The sequence below is a fragment of the Mesorhizobium sp. Root102 genome, assembly GCF_001425625.1.
In the GTDB taxonomy this organism is placed as follows: Bacteria; Pseudomonadota; Alphaproteobacteria; order Rhizobiales; family Rhizobiaceae; genus Mesorhizobium.
In genome coordinates, this window is the sequence record NZ_LMCP01000002.1 from 100,216 (window position 1) to 122,297 (window position 22,082).

The following is a 22,082-nucleotide window of genomic DNA, read 5'->3' on the forward strand; positions in this document are numbered from 1 at the left end:
CGAGTCCTGATATCAGCCGATATGGGCGTTGTAGGCGGCCTCATCCATGAGGCCGGCGAGCTGGCTTTCGTCGGCAAGCTTCATCTTCCACAGCCAGCCGGCTCCGGTTGCCGCCGAGTTGACCAGTGACGGATCCGACGACAGCGTGCCGTTGGCTTCGGTGATCTCGCCATCGACCGGCGCGTAGACATCGGAAGCCGCCTTGACGGATTCGACCACGACGGCGGTATCGCCCTTGGTCAATTTCTTGCCGATCTCCGGCAGTTCGACGAAGACGAGATCGCCGAGCTGCTCCTGCGCATAGTCGGTGATGCCGACAGTGGCGATGCCGCCCTCGACGCGGAGCCATTCGTGATCTGATGTGAAATAGGTCGTTGCCATTGAGATCATCCTTTGCGGTAGCGATGCGGTGTGAAGGGCAGGGAGCTGATATCGACCGGGATTTTCGTGCCGCGAACATCGGCGAAGACCCGTGTTCCGGGCTTGGCCAGCGGTGCCGCGACATAGCCCATGGCGACCGGATGGCCGGCCGAGGGGCCGAAGCCGCCCGACGTGACATGGCCGGCGGGCTTGCCGTCGGCGTCAAAGAGCGCAGCACCGCCACGCACCGGCTGGCGGCCTTCCGGCCTCAGGCCTACGCGCTTTTGCGCGGGTCCTCGTTCCACGGCGGCACGCAGCGCATCGGCGCCGATGAAAGTGCCGGAAGCGCGGATGTCCTTCGGGATCGCCCACATCAAGGCGGCGCTGGCCGGGTCGGTCTCCGGCGTGATGTCCTGACCATGCAGGCAGAGCCCTGCCTCAAGCCGTAGGCTGTCTCGAGCGGCCAGACCGATCCACAGGACGCGCTCGTCGCCGAGCAGCTTTGCAACGAGATCACGCGCATCGGCCTCGGGCAGCCCGATCTCGAAACCGTCCTCGCCGGTATAACCGGAGCGGCTCATGAACCAGTTCTTCCGCGGTTCGACACCATGCATGAACAGCAGCGAGCCGGTCTCGATGCCGACGCGGGAAAGGGCTGCCCAGGCTTCAGGACCCTGGATGGCGAGAAAGACGCGGTCGAGCGGCTCGACCCTGACGTCGAAATCCGCGGCAAGCGCACGCAAATGCTTCTCGTCGGCCACGGCATTGCCGGCGTTGGCGACCACCATGAACGTGATATCGCCAAGCCTGGTGATGATCAGGTCGTCCAGAATCCCGCCTGCGTCATTGAGGAAGAAGGACAATTTGGATTGCGAGATTTCGAGCGCGCCTGCATCCAAGGGGCAAGCACGGTTGAGCAGCGCAACCGCCTCCGGCCCGCTGACCTCGAACAGTTTCATATGCGAGATGTCGAAGAGGCCAGCCTGTTCGCGGGTGTGAAGATGCTCCTTCATGACGCCGGCCGGATAGGTCAGCGGCATCGACCAGCCGGCAAAGGCACCAAAGCGCGCACCGGCGGCCACATGGATCTCTTCGAGGGGAAGGTGTTTGGTGTCGTTGCCCGTCATGTCATCTCCAGAGTCGCACGCAATCGGTCGCGAATGGCGACCAGTCCGTGCCCCTCTGTCTGAAGCCTGAGAGACTCGCGCAGCTGGAACTCTGTCAGCGGCGCTTACACCTTCGGCGCGGGGGCAAGCCCCGACTTTCCAGAGTGTCTTTCCCGTCTACGGTTCTTTTGCCTGAGAGATTTCGGGCGATTTCCCCTTCGGCGGCAGCTTTCGCTGCTCTCTCCCGCAAACAGGTAGGACTCAGACCCTGAGTCCTCGACGCGCCATCCATAGCTTGTGCGCGACGGCTTGTCACCTGCCAGCGACATCTAAAGCGAGTCGCGCTGAAACGGATTCGGGCGATGCGCTTTGGCTCTCTGTTTTGATGCATGTCGTTCCCCCAAAACCGCGGCACACTTTTGGGCGACATAGACCGACAAGTCTTCGCTAACCACGCCGTTTGCCGGTTTTTCAAGACACTGCTGATATGTTGGCAGCCATGAGGCTTAGCGCTGGCGCTTGCCGGCAGCGGACGGGGACGACAAATGGGTGAGTTGATCATGAGCGCGCCGGTGGCCGGGCTGACCTCGAAAGGCAGTATCGCCGTGGAGGATGTGGCGATGCTGCGCCATGAGGTGTTCGGCGATGGCGTTGTGACGCGCGGCGAGGCCGAGGCGCTGTTTGCGCTCGACGCCACTGCCAAGGACAAATGCCAGGAATGGCCGCCCTTCTTCATCGAGGCGGTTACCGACTATATCGTTCACCAGGAAAAGCCATCGGGCTATATCTCGCGGGACAGTGCCGACTGGCTGATCCGCATGATCTCACGCGACGGCATGGTCGACAGCCGGACCGAACTCGAATTGCTGGTCCACGTGCTGGAAGAGGCGAGATCGTCGCCAGGCCGGCTTTGCGTCTATGCGCTGGAGCAGGTGGCGCATGCCGTTATCGACGGCAACGGGCCGCTGATGCTCGGCGGCGCAATGGTTCCCGGACTGATCGCCAAGGCTGAGGTCGAGCTGCTGCGCCGGATCCTCCATGCCCATGGCGGCGACGGCAACATCGCCATCACCCGCGCCGAGGCAGAGGTGCTGTTCAGGATCAATGAGCGTACCGCTCAAGGACACAACGATCCGTCCTGGAGCGACCTGTTCGTCAAGGCGATCGCCAATTTCGTCATGTGCTCGGCCGGCTACGAAGCGCCGACGCGCGATGTGGCGCTACGCCGGGATGTTTTCCTTGAACAGGCCAATCCGGAAATCGGCGGGTTCTTCAGCCGCATGATCTCCGGCGGCATCGCCGGCATCATGGAAGCCTATCGGTCTCCAGGCGACATCGGGGCCGAGTGGGAAGCCAAGAACAGGGCGGCCGAGGCCCTGGCCCGCCGCGCCGAGATAATCGATGCCGACGAAGCCTCCTGGCTGACCGGGCATATCGGCGCGGACCGGCCTCTCTACGAGAACGAACGCGCGCTGCTGACGCTGATCAAGCAAGCATCGCCGGAAATCCACCCGGCGCTGAGGCCGCTGCTCGACAAGGTCGCCTGACCGGCAAAAGGGTTGCCCGATCAGATCTGGTCTACGTCGATGTATATCCGGGCCAGGCCTTCCCGAACACTGATGGCGATGTGGTCATGCATGAGCCTGTAAGGCCGTGTTCGTTTCCTGCACCAGCATGCGCGTTGCCCGGATCATCGAGGAGGTCGAGAAGGAGCTGGGGAAACCTGTCACCTCGAGCAACCATGCCATAGCCTGGCATACGCTGCGGCTCGGCGGCATTGGCGAGCGGATTGCCGGAAAAGGCGAGCTGTTTCGCCGCTCGCTGTAGGCCTAGCCATCTTTAGAGCCGCAGCGTTTGCGGCATGCGGTTCAGATCCCGCCGTACCAGTCGTAGCCATTGTCTTCCCAATAGCCCCCCCGGCCGCCGCCGACATCGGCAAAGCCGTCGACGAGTTCGATCTTGTAGAGATATTTCGGCATCTTGTAGCCGAGCTGTCGCTCGACGCGGACACGCAGCGGAGCGCCGTTCTCGACCGGCAGCGGCTTCCCGTTCAGCCCATAGGCGAGGATCGTCTGCGGGTGACGGGCATCGACAAGATCGATGGTACCGTAATATTTGATGTCGCCCGACAGGCTGCGGTCGATCGTGTCGAGGCAATGGAACATGACGTAGCGCGCCTGCGGCTTGACTACCGCCTGGTCCAGCACCAGCGACAGCGGCGTGCCGGTCCATTTGGCGATGCAGCTCCAGCCTTCGACGCAGTCATGGCGGGTGATCTGGGTGCGGCTGGGCATGTTCTGAAGCTGCTCGCGGCTGAGCGACAGCGGCTTTTCGACGAGGCCCGAGACCTCCAGCCGCCAGTCGGCGAAGTTGTTCGCGAGCAGACCTTTGTAAACATCGTCGTCCGGTGCCGTGACACCGTTCGGGCGCTGCGGCTGGCGGATGTCGGCCTCGGTGAATTCCTGCGCCAACGCATCGCGCCCAGCAAGCAGGCGTTGGGCCCTGTATGTCAGGCCATTGGCGTTTTCTAGGAAACCGCGTAGGCCGCTGCCGATGCTCAGCTGGCTGTCGAAAGCGTCGCAGCCCGACAGCATGATGCCGGAGGCGCCGAGACTGGCACCGGTCAGGAATTTGCGGCGGCTGATCTCAAACTTCGCCATGTCACGCACTCCTCTCGGCTGTCTTGTCGTCATGCGCGGGAGGATCGGTGCGATACCAGCCGGTGATGATCGAGCGCAGCTCGTTGATCGGGCCGGCGGCCAGGATCATCAGGATGTGGACGATGAAGAAGGCGACCAGCAGCACCATGACGGTGAAATGGATGGTGCGTGCCGTCTGCCGGCCACCGAGCAGATCGTTGAGGAACGGCAGCACCGCATCCATGCTTGGCGACATCGCCAGGCCGGTGATGATCATCAGTGGCAGGAGCACGAACAGCACCCCGCCGTAGGCCATCTTCTGCAGCGTGTTGTATTCCCGCGTGTGGTGGAATTTGAGCTTTGCGTGGTCGATTATGTCTTGCGGCAGCCGCTTGAGATCATCGAGGCGCGGCGCGAGATCGCGCCGCAGATGGCCGCTCACAGTGCTGGCGACCAGCCAGACGATCAAGGTCGTGGTGAGTATCCAGGCAAAGAAGAAATGGATGACGCGGGCGGTGCCGAGATCATAGTAGGACGGTATCGTCGCCCAGGACGGGAAGGCGCGGGACGTCTCCTGGCCTGCCGGCCCCGACCAGCCGAGCACACCTGTGGTATCGAAGCGTTTGCCGAAGATCTCAGTGTAGCCGCGTGGCCCGGCGTTCGTGTTCTCGGCGCCAATGGCGAAGATGGTGTTGTTGTAGTCGAAGCCCGACTGCTTGCCGATATAGAGCTGCGGGCGGGCATTGAAGATCTGCAGGCCGGACAGCAGCATGAAGAACAGCGAGATAGCCCAGAGCCAATGCGTCAGCCGCGTCCAGCGCGACTGCCGGTAGATCAGCGTTTTTTCGTTCGACGCCGAAGCGCCTGGACCGGCGGCGGATTGGCTTCTGGCAACGGATTCCATCTTGTCTCGTCTCCTGGCCTTGGCGACCTGGCCTGCGCGTTCATTGTCCTCCTGATACGTCGCAATCCAAACCAATGTTTCATCCGATCACGGATTTATTACGGAGCGCCCAGGCTGACGGCGAGATTGACGGCCGCAGCGACGATGACCGTGTTGAAGAAGAACGACAAGATCGAATGGACAAGCACGACACAGCGCATATGCGTCGTCGAGATGTTGGTGTCTGCGGTCTGCGCCGTCATGCCGATCACCGTCGAGAAGTAGAGGAAGTCCCAGCCTTCTGGCCGTTTGTCACCAGGAAACAGCAATCCGCCGACCGGCATCTTCTTCTTGGTCTCGGCGTCGACCGCATCGCCGTCCATCCAGAAGAGATGGGCATAATGGAGCGCTGCCATGGCATGGATGGTGAACCAGCCGAGTGGGATCGACAGCAGCGCGAAGCCGAGCTCGATGGGGTGGGCGCTGTCTTTCTGGTTGATCAGTTGAAACAGCGAGAAGGTGGCAACGCCGACGACAACCAGCGTCACGGCGAAGATGACCAGCACCGGCTGGTCGGTGGCGCGTGCATTCTTGCTCAGATACCTGCCGGTGAACTTCGGCATATGCGCAACGACAAGAATAACGTAGGTGGCAAAGAATGCGTTGGCACCTATCGAATAGACGAGCGAGGCGTGCAGCAGCAACGCCACGACCAGTGCCACAACGCCGAAGCCGAACGACACCGCGAAAAGCATGTGGCGCTGCATGGGAGGCTTCATCGGAGTTTCGGCAGCCATGGCGGTTCCAACCCTTGGATGGCGCTCGGTGTGGCGGATTTCAGGGCGCGCCGCAAGATGCGGTCGAGTTCGCCGAGAAACCGCGAGCGGTCCTGCGGTGCGAAGCTGGCATTGTAGCCCTTGCTTTCGCCGGTCTCACGCAAATGCTGCTTGAGATCGCGCATCGCCACCGCCATGCCGATCGTTTCCGGCGTGAACGGACGCCCCGTGGGCCCAAGCACATGCGCGCCAAGCGCCAACGCGCGGGCGGCCAGCGGAATGTCCGCGGTTATCACGATGTCGTTGCTCCGCGCATTGTCGACGATCCAGTCGTCGGCCGCATCGGCGCCCTTGGACACCACGACATTGCGGATCATCGGATCGCGCGAAGGCCGCAGGCCACCGTTGGAGACGTAGGTGACGACGATGCCATGGCGCTCGGCGACCTTTTCGACCTCGGCCTTGACCGGGCAGGCGTCGGCGTCGACGAGAATGGCGGGTGAGGGCATTGTCTCTCCAGAATAAGCAGGGGCCGGAAACGTGTCCGGCCCCAAACCTGAAATTTCACGACTATCAGGCCGGCAAGGCGCCGGACTTCTTTGCTGTCCAGGTAGCGATATAGTCCATCAGGCCAGGGCTGAGGCAGTCATAGGGCTCGAGCCCGATTGTCCTTAGCTGTCCGCGAATACCGTCCATCCGCTTTGGGTCGACACCCGATTCGATGATCGACGAGACGAAGGCGGCGAAGCCCGGCGGCGACCAACCATCCTCGACAAAGCGCTCGGGGTGGATGAAGCTCAGGCCCTTGAAAGCATGGTCGCGCTCGACCGGACCGTGCATATGGACGCCGCAGCCGGTGCAGGCATGGCGCTGAATCAGCGCACTCGGATCGACCACTTTGAGCTTGTCGCCATTCTCTGTGACGGTGACGTCTCCCGTGCCGGCCACGGCAACGACCGAGAAGATCGCGCCTTCGGGCTTCCAGCACTTGGTGCAGCCGCAGGCGTGATTGTGGGCGATCTGGCCCTTGACCTTCACCTTCACTGGCTTGCTGGTGCAGGCGCACACCAGCGTGCCGCCGGCAAAGCTCGCGCTTTCCTTGGGCAAGCCATTGTCGATCTTCGGATGCAGTTTCTCCGCCATTCTTTTCTCCTCCCAGTTGTGAACCACAGAGGTCGCAGGCCGGCTGGTCGGCGGCTTGTGGTCTTCCTCAGTAAACCACCACACTCCTGATCGATTTGCCCTCATGCATGAGATCAAAACCCTTGTTGATGTCCTCGAGCTTCAGCGTGTGGGTGATCATCGGGTCGATCTGGATCTTGCCGTCCATGTACCAGTCGACGATCTTCGGCACATCGGTGCGGCCACGCGCGCCGCCGAAGGCGGTGCCCATCCAGGTGCGCCCGGTGACAAGCTGGAACGGCCTGGTCGAGATTTCCTGACCGGCGCCGGCCACGCCGATGACGACCGACCTGCCCCAGCCGCGATGCGAGGCTTCCAGCGCCTGGCGCATGACCTTGGTGTTGCCGGTGCAGTCGAAGGTGTAGTCGGCGCCGCCGATCTGGTCGGCGCCGCGCTTGGTCATGTTGACGAGGTGAGGCACGACATCGCCGTCGATCTCCTTCGGATTGACGAAATGCGTCATGCCGAATTTCTCGCCCCAGGCCTTCTTGTCGTTGTTGAGATCGACGCCGATGATCATGTCGGCGCCGGCAAGTTTCAGGCCCTGGATGACATTCAAGCCAATACCGCCGAGGCCGAAGACGACGGCGGTCGCGCCGATCTCGACCTTGGCGGTGTTGATGACCGCACCAATGCCGGTGGTGACGCCGCAGCCGATGTAGCAGATCTTGTCGAAGGGCGCGTCCGGATTGACCTTGGCCAGCGCGATCTCGGGCAGCACCGTGAAGTTGGAGAAGGTCGAGCAGCCCATGTAGTGAGAGATCTTGTCCTTGCCGATCGAGAAGCGCGACGAGCCGTCCGGCATCAACCCTTGCCCCTGCGTGGCGCGGATCGCGGTGCACAGATTGGTCTTGCGAGACAGGCAGGACGGGCACTGGCGGCATTCGGGCGTGTAGAGCGGGATGACGTGGTCGCCCTTCTTGACCGAGGTGACGCCCTTGCCGACATCGACGACCACGCCGGCGCCCTCATGGCCGAGGATGGCCGGGAACAGGCCTTCGGGATCGGCGCCAGACAGCGTGAATTCGTCGGTGTGGCAGATGCCGGTCGCCTTGATCTCGACCAGCACCTCGCCCTCGCGCGGGCCATCGAGGTCGACCTCCATGATCTCCAGCGGCTTTCCGGCGGCGACAGCGACAGCGGCGCGGGTTTTCATCGGGCAATTCCTCCAATGCGAATTTTTTCCAAGGTTTCAGGTTTTATCGACACGATCAACTGGAAGCTGGTGCCGAGACTGGGTCGCGGCGCTGAATTGGAATCGCAAATCGATTGAAAGACAGTGATTTGCATGGTCGGCTTGACCCTGCAAGCGCAGGCCATAAAAGGAACGGTCGACCGAGGGATGACATCAGCATGTTCACCAAAATCCTGATCGCCAATCGTGGCGAGATTGCCTGTCGCGTCATAAAGACGGCGCGCAAGATGGGCATCGCCACGGTTGCCGTCTATTCCGATGCCGATCGCGACGCCGTGCATGTCGAGATGGCCGACGAGGCAGTGCATATCGGGCCTTCGCCCGCCGCGGAGAGCTATCTCTTGCCTGAAAAGATCATCGCTGCCTGCAAGGAGACGGGTGCGCAGGCCGTGCATCCCGGCTACGGGTTCCTGTCCGAGCGGGCGGCGTTCTGTGAGGCGCTGGAAGCGGAAGGCATCATTTTCATCGGCCCAAAGCCCAAGGCGATCAGGGCGATGGGCGACAAGATCGAATCGAAGAAGTTCGCTAACGCCGCCAAGGTCTCCACGGTGCCCGGCTGGCTCGGCGTCATCGAGAATGCCGACCATGCCGAAAAGATCGCCGGCGAGATCGGCTATCCCGTGATGATCAAGGCTTCCGCCGGCGGCGGCGGCAAGGGCATGCGCATCGCCTGGGATCGGTCGGAAGTGCGCGACGGCTTCGACCGGGCGCGTTCGGAAGCCAAGAGTTCGTTCGGCGACGATCGCGTCTTCATCGAGAAATTCGTCGTCGATCCGCGCCATATCGAGATCCAGGTGCTGGCCGACGCGCATGGCAACGCGCTCTATCTTGGCGAGCGCGAATGCTCGATCCAGCGCCGCAACCAGAAGGTCACCGAAGAGGCGCCGTCGCCGTTCCTGGATGCCGCGACACGCAAGACCATGGGCGAGCAGTCGGTGGCGCTGGCCAGGGCCGTCGACTACCAAAGCGCCGGCACGGTCGAGTTCATCGTCGACAAGGACAAGAACTTCTATTTCCTTGAAATGAATACACGATTGCAGGTCGAGCACCCGGTGACGGAGCTCGTCACCGGCATCGATCTGGTCGAGCAGATGATCCGCGTCGCCGCTGGCGAGAAGCTCGCCTTGAAGCAAAGTGATATCAAGCTGAACGGCTGGGCGGTGGAAAGCCGGCTCTATGCCGAAGACCCGTACCGCAATTTCCTGCCATCGATGGGCCGGCTGACGCGCTACCGGCCGCCTGAGGAAGGACAATTCGGCGACGTCGTCATCCGCAACGACACCGGCGTCACCGAAGGCTCCGAAATCTCGATGTTCTACGATCCTATGCTCGCCAAGCTGTGCACCTGGGCGCCGACGCGGCTCGCAGCTATCGACGCGATGTCGGAAGCGCTCGACAGCTTTGTCGTCGACGGCATCGAGCACAACATTCCGTTCCTGGCGGCGCTGATGCAGCATCCGCGCTGGCGGGAAGGGCAGATATCGACCGCTTTCATATCAGAGGAATACCCCGACGGCTTCGCGCCGGTCGTACCGAACGGCGATGAGAAAGCCGTGCTGGCGTCGATCGCCACCGCAGTGGAACTGCTGCGCCGCGACCGGCTCGACCGGCTGGGCGGGCGCCTGGCGCCGCATTCGGGAGCGCTGAAGCGCGACTGGGTGGTGAAGATCGGCGATGACTACCTGTCGGCGTCGATCCTCGAGGGCATGATTTCCATCCCGATGGAAGTCGGTCTGTCGATCGAGGGCGGCAAGGCGCTGACCGTTTCATCCGACTGGCGGCCGGGCGACCTGATCTGGCGCGGCACGGTCGGCCAACGCAAGGTTACGGCGCAGATCAGGCCGGTTGCCAACGGCTTTCGCATCGCCTGGAAGGGCATGTCGGTGACAGCGCGCGCCATGCTGCCGCGCACCGCCGAGCTGGAAAGGCTGATGCCGGAAAAGATAGCGCCGGACACGTCGAAACTGCTGCTTTGCCCGATGCCTGGCCTTGTCGTGTCGATTGCCGTCGCCGAAGGCCAGGAGGTCAAGGCCGGCGAGACGCTGGCGGTGGTCGAAGCGATGAAGATGGAAAACGTGCTGCGCGCCGAACGCGATCTGGTGGTCTCGAAACTCAACGCCAAGCCGGGCGACAGCCTAGCCGTGGACGCGGTGATCATGGAGTTTGCGTAAGGCTAGCCGAGCAGGCAGCCTGTGACCAGCAGTGGTTTGTGCTGGACTGGCATCGCGCGGTCCCGGACAATACATCTCTATCGACTCAGGACCTTCACGCAGCACCATGGCCGACGAAAAACTTCCCCGCGATCCCCTGAAGCGCGAAGCAGCGATTGCTGCGGCGCGGCCGGAGGCGCCGGCGCGGCCCTTCGTCCATCTGCGCGTGCATTCGGCCTATTCGCTGCTGGAAGGCGCCTTGCAGATCGGCAAGGTGGTGGCTCACGCGGTCAAGGACGAAGCCCCGGCCATTGCCGTCACGGACACCAACAATCTGTTCGGTGCGCTCGAGTTCGCGCAGAAGGCGGTGAAGGACGGCATCCAGCCGATCATCGGCTGCCAGACTGCGCTCGCCTTCTCCGGCGAGAACAGCGATGGCCAGCGCGATCGAAGGCGGCAAGGTCCTGATATGCGGCCGGTCGTCCTGATCGCCGCGACCGAGTCCGGCTATGCCAATCTGGTCAGGCTGGTCAGCCGCGTCTACCTCGAAACGCCGCCCGGCGAGCCGGTGCACCTGACCACCGAAATGATGCAAGGCTATTGTGACGGGCTGATCTGCCTTAGTGGCGGGCCGCGCGGGCCGATCGGCATAGCGCTCAAGGAAGACCGCCGCGATCTGGCCGAGGCACGGCTTTTGACCCTCAAGGCGATGTTCGGCGACCGGCTCTATGTCGAACTGGACCGGGTTTCCGGCTATGATCGCGTGATCGAGAAATCCTCGATCGATCTGGCTTATGCCCATGAACTGCCTCTGGTCGCCACCAACGAGGCCTTCTTCTCGGCCCGCGACGATTATGACGCGCATGACGCGCTGATCGCCATTGCCGAGGGCTCGGTTGTCGCCGCCGACAATCGCCGCCGGCTGTCGCCAGACAATTTCCTGCGCAGCCAGGCCGATATGGCCAGGCTGTTCGCCGATCTGCCGGAGGCGATCGACAACACCGTCGAGATCGCGCTGCGCTGCTCCTACTATCCGAAGAACCGCAACCCGATCCTGCCGCGCTTCACCGGCGGCGATGTCGCCGACAATGACGCGGCCTTGCAGGCGGAAGCCGATGAACTGGCCCGCCAGGCGCATGAGGGGCTCGACGCGCGGCTGGCCGCGCATGGCCCGACAGCCGGCTACACGGTCGAGCAATATCGCGAGCGGTTGAATTTCGAGCTCGGCATCATCACCAAGATGAAGTTTCCCGGCTATTTCCTGATCGTTGCCGACTTCATCAAATGGGCGAAGGCACAGGGCATCCCGGTCGGGCCGGGACGCGGTTCGGGCGCCGGGTCGCTGGTCGCCTATTCGACGACCATCACCGACATCGATCCGCTGCGCTTCTCACTTCTTTTCGAGCGCTTCCTCAATCCCGACCGCGTGTCGATGCCCGACTTCGATATCGACTTCTGCCAGGATCGGCGTGAGGAGGTGATCCGCTACGTCCAGCAAAAATACGGCCGCGACCAGGTCGGCCAGATCATCACCTTCGGTACGCTGCAGGCGCGCGCCGTGCTGCGCGACGTCGGCCGCGTGCTGCAGATGCCCTATGGCCAGGTCGACAAGCTCTCCAAGATGGTGCCGCAGAATCCGGCCAATCCGGTCAAGCTCGCCGAGGCCATTGCCAACGAACCGCGCTTTGCCGAAGAGGCGGAGAGGGAGCCTATCGTCCAGACGCTGCTAGACATGGCGCAGAAGCTGGAAGGCCTCTACCGCCATGCCTCGACCCACGCTGCCGGCATCGTCATCGGCGACCGGCCGCTGTCGGAACTGGTGCCGATGTATCGTGATCCGCGCTCGGACATGCCGGTCACCCAGTTCAACATGAAATATGTCGAGCAGGCTGGGCTGGTGAAATTCGACTTCCTCGGCCTGAAGACGCTGACCGTGCTGGAGACGGCGGTGAAGCTGATCCGCCGGCGCGGCATCGAGATCGACCTGGCGACGATCCCGCTCGACGATCCCGACACCTATGCCATGCTGTCGCGCGGCGAGGTGGTCGGCGTGTTCCAGGTGGAAAGTGCCGGCATGCGCAAGGCGCTGATCGGCATGCGGCCCGACTGCATCGAGGACATCATCGCGCTGGTCGCGCTCTACCGGCCGGGGCCGATGGAGAACATCCCGACCTACAACGCCCGCAAGCATGGCGAGGAGGAGATGGCGTCGATCCATCCCAAGATCGACCATCTGGTGAAGGAGACGCAAGGCGTCATCGTCTACCAGGAACAGGTGATGCAGATCGCGCAGGAGCTGTCCGGCTATTCACTCGGCGAAGCCGATCTGCTGCGCCGCGCCATGGGCAAGAAGATCCGCGCCGAGATGGACAAGCAGCGCGAGCGCTTCGTCTCCGGCGCGGTCGAGCGTGGCGTCAGCAAGCCGCAAGCCGACTTCATTTTCGACCTGCTGGCCAAGTTCGCCGACTATGGTTTCAACAAATCGCACGCCGCCGCCTACGCGGTGGTTTCGTACCAGACCGCCTATCTCAAGGCGCATTATCCGGTCGAGTTCCTGGCGGCGTCGATGACGCTCGACATGGGCAACACCGACAAGCTCGCCGATTTCCGCCAGGACGCGCTGCGCCTCGGCATAGAGGTTCTGGCACCGTCGGCGATATCGAGCTTTCGTCCCTTCGAGGTCGGTGAGAACCGCATCTACTATTCGCTGGCCGCGCTCAAGGGCGTCGGCGACGCGGCGGTGGAGCACATCGTTGCCCAGCGTGGCGAAAAGCCGTTCAAGAACCTCGCCGATTTCTGCGAACGGGTCGATCCCAAGATCGTTGGCAAGCGCGTCTTCGAAAGCCTGATCATGGCCGGCGCGCTCGACTGCTTCGGCCACGACCGCGCGTCGATGATGGCGGGCGTGGAACGCATGATGGGGCTGGCGTCGCTGGCGCAGCAGAACGCGGTTTCCGGCCAGCACGACATCTTCGGCGCCTCGCTCGGCGCCCAGTCGCAGGCACTCAATCTGCCGGCGACGGATCCGTGGCTCGCCGCCGACCGGCTGCATCGCGAATTCCAGGTGGTCGGCTTCTATCTCTCCGCCCACCCGCTCGACGAGTACAAGGCGGCCCTGCAGAAGATGCGGGTGCAGACATGGGCCGAGTTTTCGGCGGCCGTCAAACGCGGTGCCGCCGCCGGCCGTCTGGCCGGCACGGTAACATCCAAGCAGGAGCGCAAGACGCGCACTGGCAACAAGATGGGCGTCATCGCCTTTTCCGATACATCCGGCCAGTATGAAGCCGTGCTGTTTTCGGAAGGGCTGGCGCAGTACCGCGACCTGCTCGAGGCCGGCCGCTCCGTCGTTATTACCGTTGCGGCCGAGGACAGGCCGGAAGGCGTCAATTTGCGCATCAACTCGGTACAGTCGCTGGAGGATGAGGCAAGCCGCATCCAGAAGGCATTGCGCATTTTCGTGCGCAACGCGACACCGATCAACACATTGGCCGGCCAACTGGCCGTCAGGGGCGAAGGCCAGGTCAGCTTCGTGCTGATCAAGGAAGAAGGCGAAGGCGAAATCGAGATCGAGCTGCCCAACCGCTACCGGATTTCGCCACAGATCGCCTCGGCGATGCGCGCGGTGCCGGGCGTGGTCGAAGTGGAGCTGGTGTGAACCACATTCGTTGAGCACGTCCGAAAGATCATGAATTGGGTTTTCGAAAACAAGCGTCGCGGCCGCGCCCCTGTCGTCGACAAAGGAGTTTCTCGCCATGCCCAGCCGCGAACGCGTTGAAGCCTTCCTCAAGGAGGTGGTCGAAGGCAGCCATGTCCGGGCGATCGCCGACTTCTACCATGACGATGCGACCATGCAGGAGAATCTCGGCGTCCCGCGTAGGGGCAGGGAAGCGCTGATGGCACGCGAGCAATCGGTTCTGGACCGGATCCAGAAGATGCATACGCATCCCGTCCAGATTTTTCTGGTCGACGGCGACACCGTCGCCATCCGCTGGACATTCGACAGGATCGACAAGGACGGCACCGTCCGGCGCCTGGAAGAGGTGGCGCTTCAGCAGTGGCGCGGTGACCGCATTGCCAAGGAGCAATTCTTCTATGACACGGCCACCGCCTGGGGCCTTGTCGGACCCGACGGCACAGTGGTGCAAAGCTGAGCGATTCCGTAACTTAAGCCACTGGACGGCCTTGGCTGTGGACGCTACGCAATCGTCATGAAAGCGGCGGACAAGTACGGATTGCAGGAGAATTCGGCGATGGCGCGGCTGCGCGACCGGCTGCGCAAGCTCTATCACGGGCGCACGCCGGCTGCTTTCCGGTTCCAACTGGTGGCTGTCGTCATCGACCTCGCCATCATCGCGTTCTTCATCGCCACGCCGGTCCTTCAGGACAAACCTTCGTTTCTCTGGCTCGATTATTCGGTGGCGGCATTGGTCGCCGCCGACATGATTGCCCGGCTGCTCGCCTCCAACGACATGTTGCGGCTGATGAGGCAGCCAACATCGTGGGTCGACGCCTTCATCCTCTTGACACTGCTGATGCCAACGGCGTTCGCCAATCTCGCCTTTCTGCGCATCCTGCGGCTGTGGCCGCTGTCGCGCAGCGGTTCGCTCTGGCGGCATCTCGAGATGCGCGGCCTGCGACCCTGGCGCGAGGCGAGCCACGCAGTCATCAATCTTTTGACGTTCCTGTTCGTCGTCACCGGCTTCGTCTACACCTTCTTCTTCCGCACCGGCGCCGGCCTCGAAAACTATATCGACGCGCTTTATTTCACCGTTGCCACGGTGACGACGACCGGCTTCGGCGACATCGTGCTGCCAGGCATGGCCGGCAAGCTGACGGCAATCGTCACCATGATCATCGGCATATCGCTGTTCGTCAGGCTTGCTCAGGCGATCTTCCGGCCGGCCAAGGTGTTCTTTCCCTGTCCGCAGTGCGGCTTGCAGCGGCATGAGCCGGATGCGGTGCATTGCAAGGCCTGCGGCCATGTCCTGAACATACCCGATGACGGGAACTGACCGGCGGCAGTGCTACGACGCCGCCACTTCAGCCGGCTTCATCGGCCTGCGCTGTAGGTTGAGCAGGTTGCTGGCCAGGATCAGCAGCGCGCCGCCGGCGGTGAAGGCGTTGTTGATCTGCTCCTGACACAGCAACCAGCCGTTGGCCTATCCGGATGTGCCGCTCTTACGACGAGAGCATAAAATTCCGCCAATTACTTGATGAACCAAATTGCTCGCCGATGGGGCACGGCTCTCGTATATCATTGACTAACTTGTTCTTGCTAACGTTGCTGCCAGGCAGCGGAAATGTTTGATGTAGCCTGGTCGTCAGTAAGGCTTACGATTGGGCGGAGCGAGGCACGATGATCGCGAAGGCAGATTTTGCGGCGGTCCAGACCGATCTGAATGTCCTGCACGCCGATGATGCGGGGGCGCCTCTCGTGTCGGCCATTATTCCTTGCCTGAACGAGGAGCGCACGCTCGGCATTTGCATCCAAAAGGCTCTCGATGTTTTTGCAAAGCGGGGCATCGCGGGCGAGGTCGTCGTCGGAGACAATGGGTCGAGCGATCGCTCGGTTGAGATTGCAGAGTCCCTCGGTGCGCGTGTCGTGCACCAGCGTGTCAAGGGATACGGCGCGGCGATCAGCGCGGCGGCTGAATCCGCACGAGGCAAGTATCTCGTCATGGCGGATGCAGACGATTCCTACGACTGGAGCAGCCTCGGAGATTTCATCGACGCATTGGAGGATGGTGCCGAACTGGTCATGGGTGATCGCTTTGCGGGCGGTATCGAGCCCGGCGCCATGCCTCCGCTGCATCGATATCTCGGCAACCCTGTGCTTTCAATAATTGCCCGTTGGCTTCATCATTCGCCGATACACGATTTTCATTGCGGCATGCGCGGGTTCACCCGCGATGCGTTTCTCAGGATAGGCGCGCGCTCACCCGGCATGGAATTCGCCTCGGAGATGGTCATCAACGCGCATCGCGCAGGCTTGGTGATCCGCGAGGTGCCGATCAAGCTCTATCCGGACAAGCGTGGCCGCCCACCGCATCTGCGCTCATTCCGCGACGGCTGGCGCCACCTGCGGCTGATCGTGGCCCATGCACCCAACACCATGTATCTCATACCAGGGGCGACCTTGCTGGTGACCGGCATTGCCGGCCTGGCGATCCTCGCCGCGGGGCCTGTTCGGATCGGCGGGTGGTATTTCGGAATTCACTTCGTCGCGCTCTCCGCCATGGCGACATTGATTGGCCTTTCGGCGATCCTTTTCGGCATGCTCGCTAAGGTGGCGATCGCCATTTATCACCCAGTCCACGGAGGTCGAATCGTGCCCTGGCTGATGCGCGGCCGCCCGTTGGAATGGCTGGTCTTTTCCGGTGGCGTGCTCGCGGCGGCGGGGTTTGTCGCGGAGGTGCTGCTGGCGCTGCGTTGGATTTTTGTCGGCGGGCCAATGGAGCAGTCGGTGCACCTGACCTTTGTGATCACCACCGCCTGCGTGGCCGGCATGTCCATGGTGCTGTCCGGCTTTGTGCTTAAGTTGCTGCTTGATAATCTGGAGTGACAGGCATGGGTTCTGATCGCTCGACTGGCTTCCGAGCCGAAACTCGGGCAGGTGGCTGTGTCGACGAAAAGCCATTTCTGTCCGTCGTCATGCCGGTCCACGAAGGGGCGGCGTGGATTGATGCGACACTTGACTCGCTAGCTGCTGAGCCGACCGGCAACCTGGAAATAATCGTTGTCGATAGCAGCCCGACGGGCACCACTGCTGCCATCGTGGAGCGATTTGCTCACCGATTACCCCTTCGGCTGATTCAGCGAAGGGATCTCGCGCCTTGGCAAACGAAGACAAATTTAGGCGTCGAGTTGGCGGCCGCTGATCACGTCTGCATCCTCCACCAAGATGACCTGTGGCTGCCCGGGCGCGTTGAGGCCGCGCACCGCTGGCTCGCGACCTCTACCGAGGCCGGGCTTCATTTGGCCCCGACCGCCATCATTGACCGCTACGGCCGCCGAATTGGGCGCTGGAACTGCCCTTTGCCGGCTGACGAGGTACTTGGAGGTCAATTCCTGCTGGAGCGGCTGCTTGTTCAAAACTTTATTTCTGTGCCCGCTCCGATATTCCGCAGAACCGCATGGCTAGCATGTGGAGGCATGGATGAGAAACTCTGGTATACGGCAGATTGGGACATCTGGGCGAAGCTCGCCTGTACCGGTCCGGTCGTTTATCACGACGAGATCACTACGGCCTTTCGGGTTCACGGCAGTTCGTTAACTGTAACCGGATCCCGTGACGTCAGGGAATTCCGGTCGCAAATGCAGATTGTCGTGGAGCGCCATCTTTCCCGGCTTCCGGCGAGCAGCCGACGCTGGGTTGAACCTGCCGCTCTGGCGTCGATCAGCGTCAATGTATTGCTGGCCGCCGCATCGGGCGGCAATTTGAAGGCCCTGGTTCGCGCGGCTTGTATTGTACTTTCGCTCGGACCGATCGGAATGAGGCGCTATTTGCGCGACTCGCGGTTGCGGGAGCGTGTCATTTGCCGGCTTCGCGCGAAGTTGACAGGAGCTTTCTGAGGCCGATGTACAATCGAGTTATAGCCACGGATAAGCAGATGGGGCAGGAGCGTTACGCGGGCAGCCGCAAAAGACCGCTTTTGGAACGAGGGTGGCGGTATACGCTGGTGGGGTTGATGTGCGCCATTGCCCACAACGCCATCATGATTGTGGTCGATCAATTGGGGGGACATTACCTGCTGGGCATCCTGATCTCATTCTTGGCTGTCACACCGATCGGATACGGACTGCACAGCCGGTTCACCTTTGCCGAGCCACTTCGCTTGAAGGCATTCACGCGTTTCGCAGGAGGCGTGGTTGCGGCTTATCCGATCTCGGTAGCTATGATGGTCGTCCTCTGTTCCGGCTTCGATCTTAGTGTCCCGATTGCGACCCCAATCGCCACCATCGCCCTATTCGCTTGGAACTTTGCCGCCGCGCACTGGGCCATCCTGCCGCGTCTCCATCTGTACCCCGCAGCCGTACCGACGGCACCACCCACTCACCCGGCGAAACGCCAATCAGCAAGAAACGAGGAATAAGAATGCTGGCACCAGGTCAGGTCGCGCGCAGGGTTCTCGGCCGCCATTTTGAGCCGGTCGGCAATGTATATCGTCGTGTGTTCGTCAACCTCAACCTGATCGCTGATTTTCTTGACGGTGAATTGCCGAACGGCGCGAAGATAGTGGATATCGGCGGCGGTGACGGCGCGCTTATCGAGCGGCTCCTAAATCGACGCCCTGACCTGGCTGTTACGATGTGCGATCTAGCTCCTTCAATCGGTACATTCTTGAGCGACGTACATCGGGCGAGGGTTGAACTCCTGCCTGCGACTGATCTCACCGAGGTGACAGGGCTTTACGATGCTGTCACGATTTCCGACGTCATCCATCACGTGCCGGTCGATCAACGCGACTCATTTTTCAAATCGCTGGCCAGCAGCTGCGAACGCTGGGCTTGCCGGAAGATCATCCTGAAGGACATTGAGCCGGGCGGCGTGCGCGCCACGCTGTCGCTTCTTGCGGACCGGCACATCACCGGGGACAAGCATGTCGTGCTGTTTTCACGCTCGGACTTTGCAGTCATGGCGCGACGGTATTTCCCAAAGGCGCAGAGGGTATCGGCTGTGCCTGACTCGCCGAACTATTGCGAAGTGTTGAGTTGGTAGTCTCGAAACCAACTGACCCGCAAGACAGCGATGTCGCGCGAGCACCGCCCCGGGTTACGAAGCGGGTGTTCGGCGCGATGGCGCGGACGTACAGCCCGTTGAATTATTTGGTCGCAATGGTGCCGAGCATACTGGCGATCCGGTGACTCTCGGGGCGATCGACAAGCAATTTGTCTATGAACTTGAGCGGGAATGTCAGCGTCAGGACCGCTCCTTTCGCCAACATGTAGCGGGTCCGGTTCTCCCGGCCCACTATCACGCCGACGTACTCGGAAAGGATGTTGACGATTGCGCTCGTCGGTCCCTGATGCGTTTGAACCTCAACCCTTCCGAACCGCCGAAGAAGCTGCTCGATCCCGTCTTTCGTGAAGTTGCAGTAATGGGCGGGGTAGCCATGGTAGGGAAACAAGAACGGGTTGATGCACAGCAGCTTGCCGCCCGGTTTTAGGACGCGGAGCACTTCATCAACGACCGCAGCCGGATTGGGAACATGCTCGATCACGCTGTCCAGAATGATGTAATCGACTGAATCGCTCGGGAGTGGGGTGCGCTCAATATCCGCCACGAGATCGACATTCGGCCCGGGGAACAAGTCTATGTTGAGCACATCGGAGCGGATGCGCCGAGCGCCGGAACCGAACTCGATGACTATGGAATGTTGAGGCACCGACGCCAGAAACGAATTCAGTGTGTCATGCGGTGAATATTCGCTTGTTATGAGCCGCTTCAGCGAATTGTAGAAGCGGGCGCGGGTGCTGGTGCCGGCATACGCCTCTTCGTGGAAGCTGGCGTCGAAGCCTTGCCTTATCGGTGGCTCGGCAAAGAACGGAATGCCTTTTCGTATGGGATAAATGGCTGAGCAGGACTTGCATGTTAGGGCATCGGGACCTGTCACAAGCGCAGCATAGCAGGTTGGGCAGACAAGACCCGACGTGAATTTGGATTGCAGCACGCGCGGTCCTTTCAAGTCTCCACACTATTGGGGAGAGCAGGTTACCATGGATGACTATAGGCCTTTCTTAACGAGCGAAGGCTAACAGTTATTAAAATACGCTGAGTGCAAGCTAAATGGGCGGACTCTGCAAGCACCCACTACACATGCGCGACCAAACAAAATTACGCAACGCGGTTTCGGCACGGTTTTCGACAACCGACCGCGCCGGGACCAAGGCGAAGCCGCCTCGCCAAACTGGTTGTTTGCGTTTGTGGAGCGGTTGCAGTCGAAGTGGCGAGGTGGTGCACTTGCTGGCGGGCTCTGGCCTGAGCCAGGGTTGGGGGTATCTTGGACACGCAAGAATTTGGATACAGATCAAGCCAGCCATTCGGTCTCGGGCAGCGCCTGGCAACGATTTTTGTGAGTGTCCTGATCGCCCTCAAGATCGTTTTGCTATTCGCCTTCGCCTTGAACGCCCGCTTCGTCATGGACGAATTCGTCCAGCTAGGATGGGCAAAATATTTCTCCAACGGCCTCTTCGATACGATCTGGCATCCCAAGGCGGTCGGCTATGCGATCTTCTACGAGATTGCCCACCTGGTCGGCTGGGATGCCACGTCGATCCTGCTTGTCGGCCGCATCCAGACCGCCCTGCTGGCCTGCGCGACCGTGGCCATGGTCTATGCCTGCGCTCGCGCGCTCGGCGAGGGCCGGAATCGGGCCTTGATCATCGTCCTCATCCTCCTGTGCTTCTCGAATTTCATGGAGCGCATCTTTCGCACCATCGCCGAACCGCTGGCGGTGTTCTTTGCCGTGGCGGCGCTGCTCGTCGTCCTGCGAGCGCGCAAATTAAGGGCGTGGCCGCTTGTCGCTGCCGGCGCCTTGAGCGGCTTGTCCTTTCTCGCGACGCAGAAATCGATCTATTTCAATTTTGCGCTTGGCCTTGGTCTGGTCGCCGACGCGGCTTTGATGAGACGCTACGCATCAGGCATGGCGCGCGGCGCATGGCTCGTGCTGGGATGGACCGTTCCCATAATGGCCTATTGCTTTGTCTTCGGCGGCGCCGACCCTGTTCCCATTGCCAGGAACCTCGTATTCGGCCCTCTTGAGATTGCTGCGCGCGGGGGCGGTGACTACGGGGGGCTGAGGCAATTCGTGTTTCAGACGCTCGCGCGAAACTATGTTCTATACGTCTTCTGTTTCGCCGGGATGGCTCTGTCGCTGCTGCAGATCATGAAGCTCGACGAACGGAGACGAATTGCGCTGATCTTCTCGGTCGTCGTCACTGTGCTGGTCTTCGCGCATGACCAGCCGTGGCCTTACGTGTTCATCATGGCGTTGCCGTTCATGTCGCTATGGTCGTTGACGCTGCTCGATGGCGTCGCAATCCGCGTGCGTTACTTGTACCTTGCGTGGATAGCGCTCGTCACGGCCATGGCTATAAGCTTCGTTGCCAATGTACTTTACCTTCGCTTCGACAACGCGGCCCAACTTGAATTGGTGGCGCGTGCAGAGTCATTGCTTGCACCAGGTGAGCGGTATTTCGACGGCATAGGAATGCTGCCCAATCGGATGGAGCCGACAACTCTATGGCTCGACAAACACTACGTGCTCGCGACTTTGCGGGAAGGCAAGAACTCCGAGGCCTACAATGTCCTTAGCAAGTCTCCGCCAAAGTTGATCCTGTGGTCCTACCGAATGGACGACGTCTATCCGGTGGTCGCGCCTCTGATCTTGAACAGTTACGTCCGTATTGCACCAAACCTCAGGATCGCTGGCAGCAGAATTTATCCCGGTCAGCGGAAGATTTTTGATGTTCCGATTGCTGGAAGCTATGCGCTCTACAGTGCCGATGGAGCGCCCCTAGGGGGGCAGGTTGAAATCGACGGTGCCGTGCTTAATCCGCCATTCGACCTTGCGAGCGGGCCAAAGACCGTAACATTGCGCGACGGTGCAGGCGAAGCATTGCTGCTGCCGACGGGTTCGTACGCCGGACACTTCAAGGACGGCAGTGACAACGAGTTTCTATTCAATGGCGTCTATGACTGAGCCGAGTACCGCTCGATCGAGGTGAGTGACGGCAGTCGTGTCGACGCCAGCCAAGCTGTCGGATCGTAAGCGACCGAACCAGGCAACTG

General features: G+C 61.4%; 20 protein-coding genes, 1 pseudogene and 1 riboswitch. Of the genes and pseudogenes, 11 read left to right on the top strand and 10 right to left on the bottom strand.

What is annotated here, in order from left to right; genetic code table 11:
- Positions 1 to 12: 12 nt before the first annotated feature.
- Together gcvH and gcvT are read right to left on the bottom strand one after the other, a co-directional pair.
- Positions 13 to 381: a glycine cleavage system protein GcvH gene (gcvH, locus tag ASD12_RS03915; RefSeq protein ID WP_056582391.1), complete on the bottom strand. Its 369-nt coding sequence runs from the start codon at positions 379 to 381 to the stop codon at positions 13 to 15.
- A 5-nt stretch (positions 382 to 386) separates the two neighbouring features.
- Positions 387 to 1,487: a glycine cleavage system aminomethyltransferase GcvT gene (gcvT, locus tag ASD12_RS03920; protein WP_056582113.1), complete on the bottom strand. Its 1,101-nt coding sequence runs from the start codon at positions 1,485 to 1,487 to the stop codon at positions 387 to 389.
- Positions 1,488 to 1,636: 149 nt separating this feature from the next.
- A riboswitch (glycine riboswitch) is annotated at positions 1,637 to 1,723 on the bottom strand.
- Between the two features lie 288 nt (positions 1,724 to 2,011).
- Here gcvT and ASD12_RS03925 point away from each other — a divergent pair.
- Complete coding sequence (locus ASD12_RS03925) at positions 2,012 to 3,013, top strand: hypothetical protein (protein WP_056582115.1); 1,002 nt, start codon at positions 2,012 to 2,014, stop codon at positions 3,011 to 3,013.
- A 106-nt stretch (positions 3,014 to 3,119) separates the two neighbouring features.
- On the top strand, positions 3,120 to 3,293 hold the full coding sequence (locus ASD12_RS32735; RefSeq protein ID WP_244482730.1) for a hypothetical protein: 174 nt from the start codon (positions 3,120 to 3,122) through the stop codon (positions 3,291 to 3,293).
- 41 nt (positions 3,294 to 3,334) lie between these two features.
- Here the strand turns inward: ASD12_RS32735 and ASD12_RS03930 are convergent, their stop codons facing one another.
- The 6 genes from ASD12_RS03930 to ASD12_RS03955 all read right to left on the bottom strand — a co-directional run bounded on the left by ASD12_RS03930 (position 3,335) and on the right by ASD12_RS03955 (position 8,102).
- Complete coding sequence (locus tag ASD12_RS03930; protein WP_056582117.1) at positions 3,335 to 4,126, bottom strand: molybdopterin-binding protein; 792 nt, start codon at positions 4,124 to 4,126, stop codon at positions 3,335 to 3,337.
- A 1-nt stretch (position 4,127) separates the two neighbouring features.
- A complete protein-coding gene (locus tag ASD12_RS03935; protein WP_056582119.1) occupies positions 4,128 to 5,009 on the bottom strand; it encodes a cytochrome b/b6 domain-containing protein in 882 nt (293 codons plus the stop codon).
- A 98-nt stretch (positions 5,010 to 5,107) separates the two neighbouring features.
- Positions 5,108 to 5,785 (bottom strand): DUF1345 domain-containing protein, encoded by a 678-nt coding sequence (locus ASD12_RS03940; RefSeq protein WP_056582121.1) that lies wholly within the window; start codon positions 5,783 to 5,785, stop codon positions 5,108 to 5,110.
- Positions 5,764 to 6,273 carry a YaiI/YqxD family protein gene (locus ASD12_RS03945; RefSeq protein ID WP_056582123.1) on the bottom strand — a complete coding sequence of 170 codons (510 nt, stop codon included), beginning with the start codon at positions 6,271 to 6,273 and terminating at the stop codon, positions 5,764 to 5,766. Before ASD12_RS03945 ends, ASD12_RS03940 begins: the two co-directional genes overlap by 22 nt.
- A gap of 64 nt (positions 6,274 to 6,337) precedes the next feature.
- Positions 6,338 to 6,907, bottom strand: coding sequence for an S-(hydroxymethyl)glutathione synthase (gene gfa, locus ASD12_RS03950; RefSeq protein WP_056582125.1), 570 nt, complete (start codon positions 6,905 to 6,907; stop codon positions 6,338 to 6,340).
- Positions 6,908 to 6,974: 67 nt separating this feature from the next.
- Complete coding sequence (locus tag ASD12_RS03955) at positions 6,975 to 8,102, bottom strand: S-(hydroxymethyl)glutathione dehydrogenase/class III alcohol dehydrogenase (protein ID WP_056582127.1); 1,128 nt, start codon at positions 8,100 to 8,102, stop codon at positions 6,975 to 6,977.
- Positions 8,103 to 8,299: 197 nt separating this feature from the next.
- Here ASD12_RS03955 and ASD12_RS03960 point away from each other — a divergent pair, with 197 nt between their 5' ends.
- The 4 genes from ASD12_RS03960 to ASD12_RS03975 all read left to right on the top strand — a co-directional run bounded on the left by ASD12_RS03960 (position 8,300) and on the right by ASD12_RS03975 (position 15,303).
- Positions 8,300 to 10,312, top strand: a complete 2,013-nt coding sequence (locus tag ASD12_RS03960; protein WP_056582129.1) for an acetyl/propionyl/methylcrotonyl-CoA carboxylase subunit alpha — start codon at positions 8,300 to 8,302, stop codon at positions 10,310 to 10,312.
- A gap of 106 nt (positions 10,313 to 10,418) precedes the next feature.
- Positions 10,419 to 13,946: a DNA polymerase III subunit alpha gene (gene dnaE, locus ASD12_RS03965; protein WP_056582131.1), complete on the top strand. Its 3,528-nt coding sequence runs from the start codon at positions 10,419 to 10,421 to the stop codon at positions 13,944 to 13,946.
- Positions 13,947 to 14,043: 97 nt separating this feature from the next.
- Positions 14,044 to 14,442 carry a nuclear transport factor 2 family protein gene (locus tag ASD12_RS03970; protein WP_056582133.1) on the top strand — a complete coding sequence of 133 codons (399 nt, stop codon included), beginning with the start codon at positions 14,044 to 14,046 and terminating at the stop codon, positions 14,440 to 14,442.
- A 57-nt stretch (positions 14,443 to 14,499) separates the two neighbouring features.
- The gene (locus tag ASD12_RS03975; RefSeq protein ID WP_056582134.1) at positions 14,500 to 15,303 is read left to right on the top strand and encodes an ion channel; all 804 of its coding nucleotides are present in this window, start codon (positions 14,500 to 14,502) and stop codon (positions 15,301 to 15,303) included.
- 12 nt (positions 15,304 to 15,315) lie between these two features.
- Here ASD12_RS03975 and ASD12_RS35700 read toward each other — a convergent pair.
- Positions 15,316 to 15,444: pseudogene (locus ASD12_RS35700) on the bottom strand (EamA/RhaT family transporter); the annotation flags it as partial.
- Between the two features lie 203 nt (positions 15,445 to 15,647).
- Between ASD12_RS35700 and ASD12_RS03980 the strand changes: the two are divergent.
- From ASD12_RS03980 to ASD12_RS03995, 4 genes are read left to right on the top strand one after another with little or no spacing between them, the layout of a single operon-like run.
- Entirely contained in the window at positions 15,648 to 16,853 is a 1,206-nt protein-coding gene (locus ASD12_RS03980) for a glycosyltransferase family 2 protein (RefSeq protein ID WP_056582136.1), read from the top strand.
- 5 nt (positions 16,854 to 16,858) lie between these two features.
- Positions 16,859 to 17,863, top strand: coding sequence for a glycosyltransferase (locus tag ASD12_RS03985; RefSeq protein ID WP_244482731.1), 1,005 nt, complete (start codon positions 16,859 to 16,861; stop codon positions 17,861 to 17,863).
- Between the two features lie 38 nt (positions 17,864 to 17,901).
- Complete coding sequence (locus ASD12_RS03990) at positions 17,902 to 18,384, top strand: GtrA family protein (protein WP_162252212.1); 483 nt, start codon at positions 17,902 to 17,904, stop codon at positions 18,382 to 18,384.
- A gap of 2 nt (positions 18,385 to 18,386) precedes the next feature.
- Complete coding sequence (locus ASD12_RS03995; RefSeq protein ID WP_056582142.1) at positions 18,387 to 19,010, top strand: class I SAM-dependent methyltransferase; 624 nt, start codon at positions 18,387 to 18,389, stop codon at positions 19,008 to 19,010.
- A gap of 103 nt (positions 19,011 to 19,113) precedes the next feature.
- On the opposite strand, the gene ASD12_RS04000 is transcribed toward ASD12_RS03995, so the two are convergent.
- Complete coding sequence (locus ASD12_RS04000) at positions 19,114 to 19,962, bottom strand: methyltransferase domain-containing protein (RefSeq protein WP_162252213.1); 849 nt, start codon at positions 19,960 to 19,962, stop codon at positions 19,114 to 19,116.
- 330 nt (positions 19,963 to 20,292) lie between these two features.
- On the opposite strand from ASD12_RS04000, the gene ASD12_RS04005 reads away from it, so the two are divergent.
- Complete coding sequence (locus tag ASD12_RS04005) at positions 20,293 to 21,993, top strand: hypothetical protein (protein WP_156398531.1); 1,701 nt, start codon at positions 20,293 to 20,295, stop codon at positions 21,991 to 21,993.
- The last annotated feature ends 89 nt before the right edge of the window (positions 21,994 to 22,082 follow it).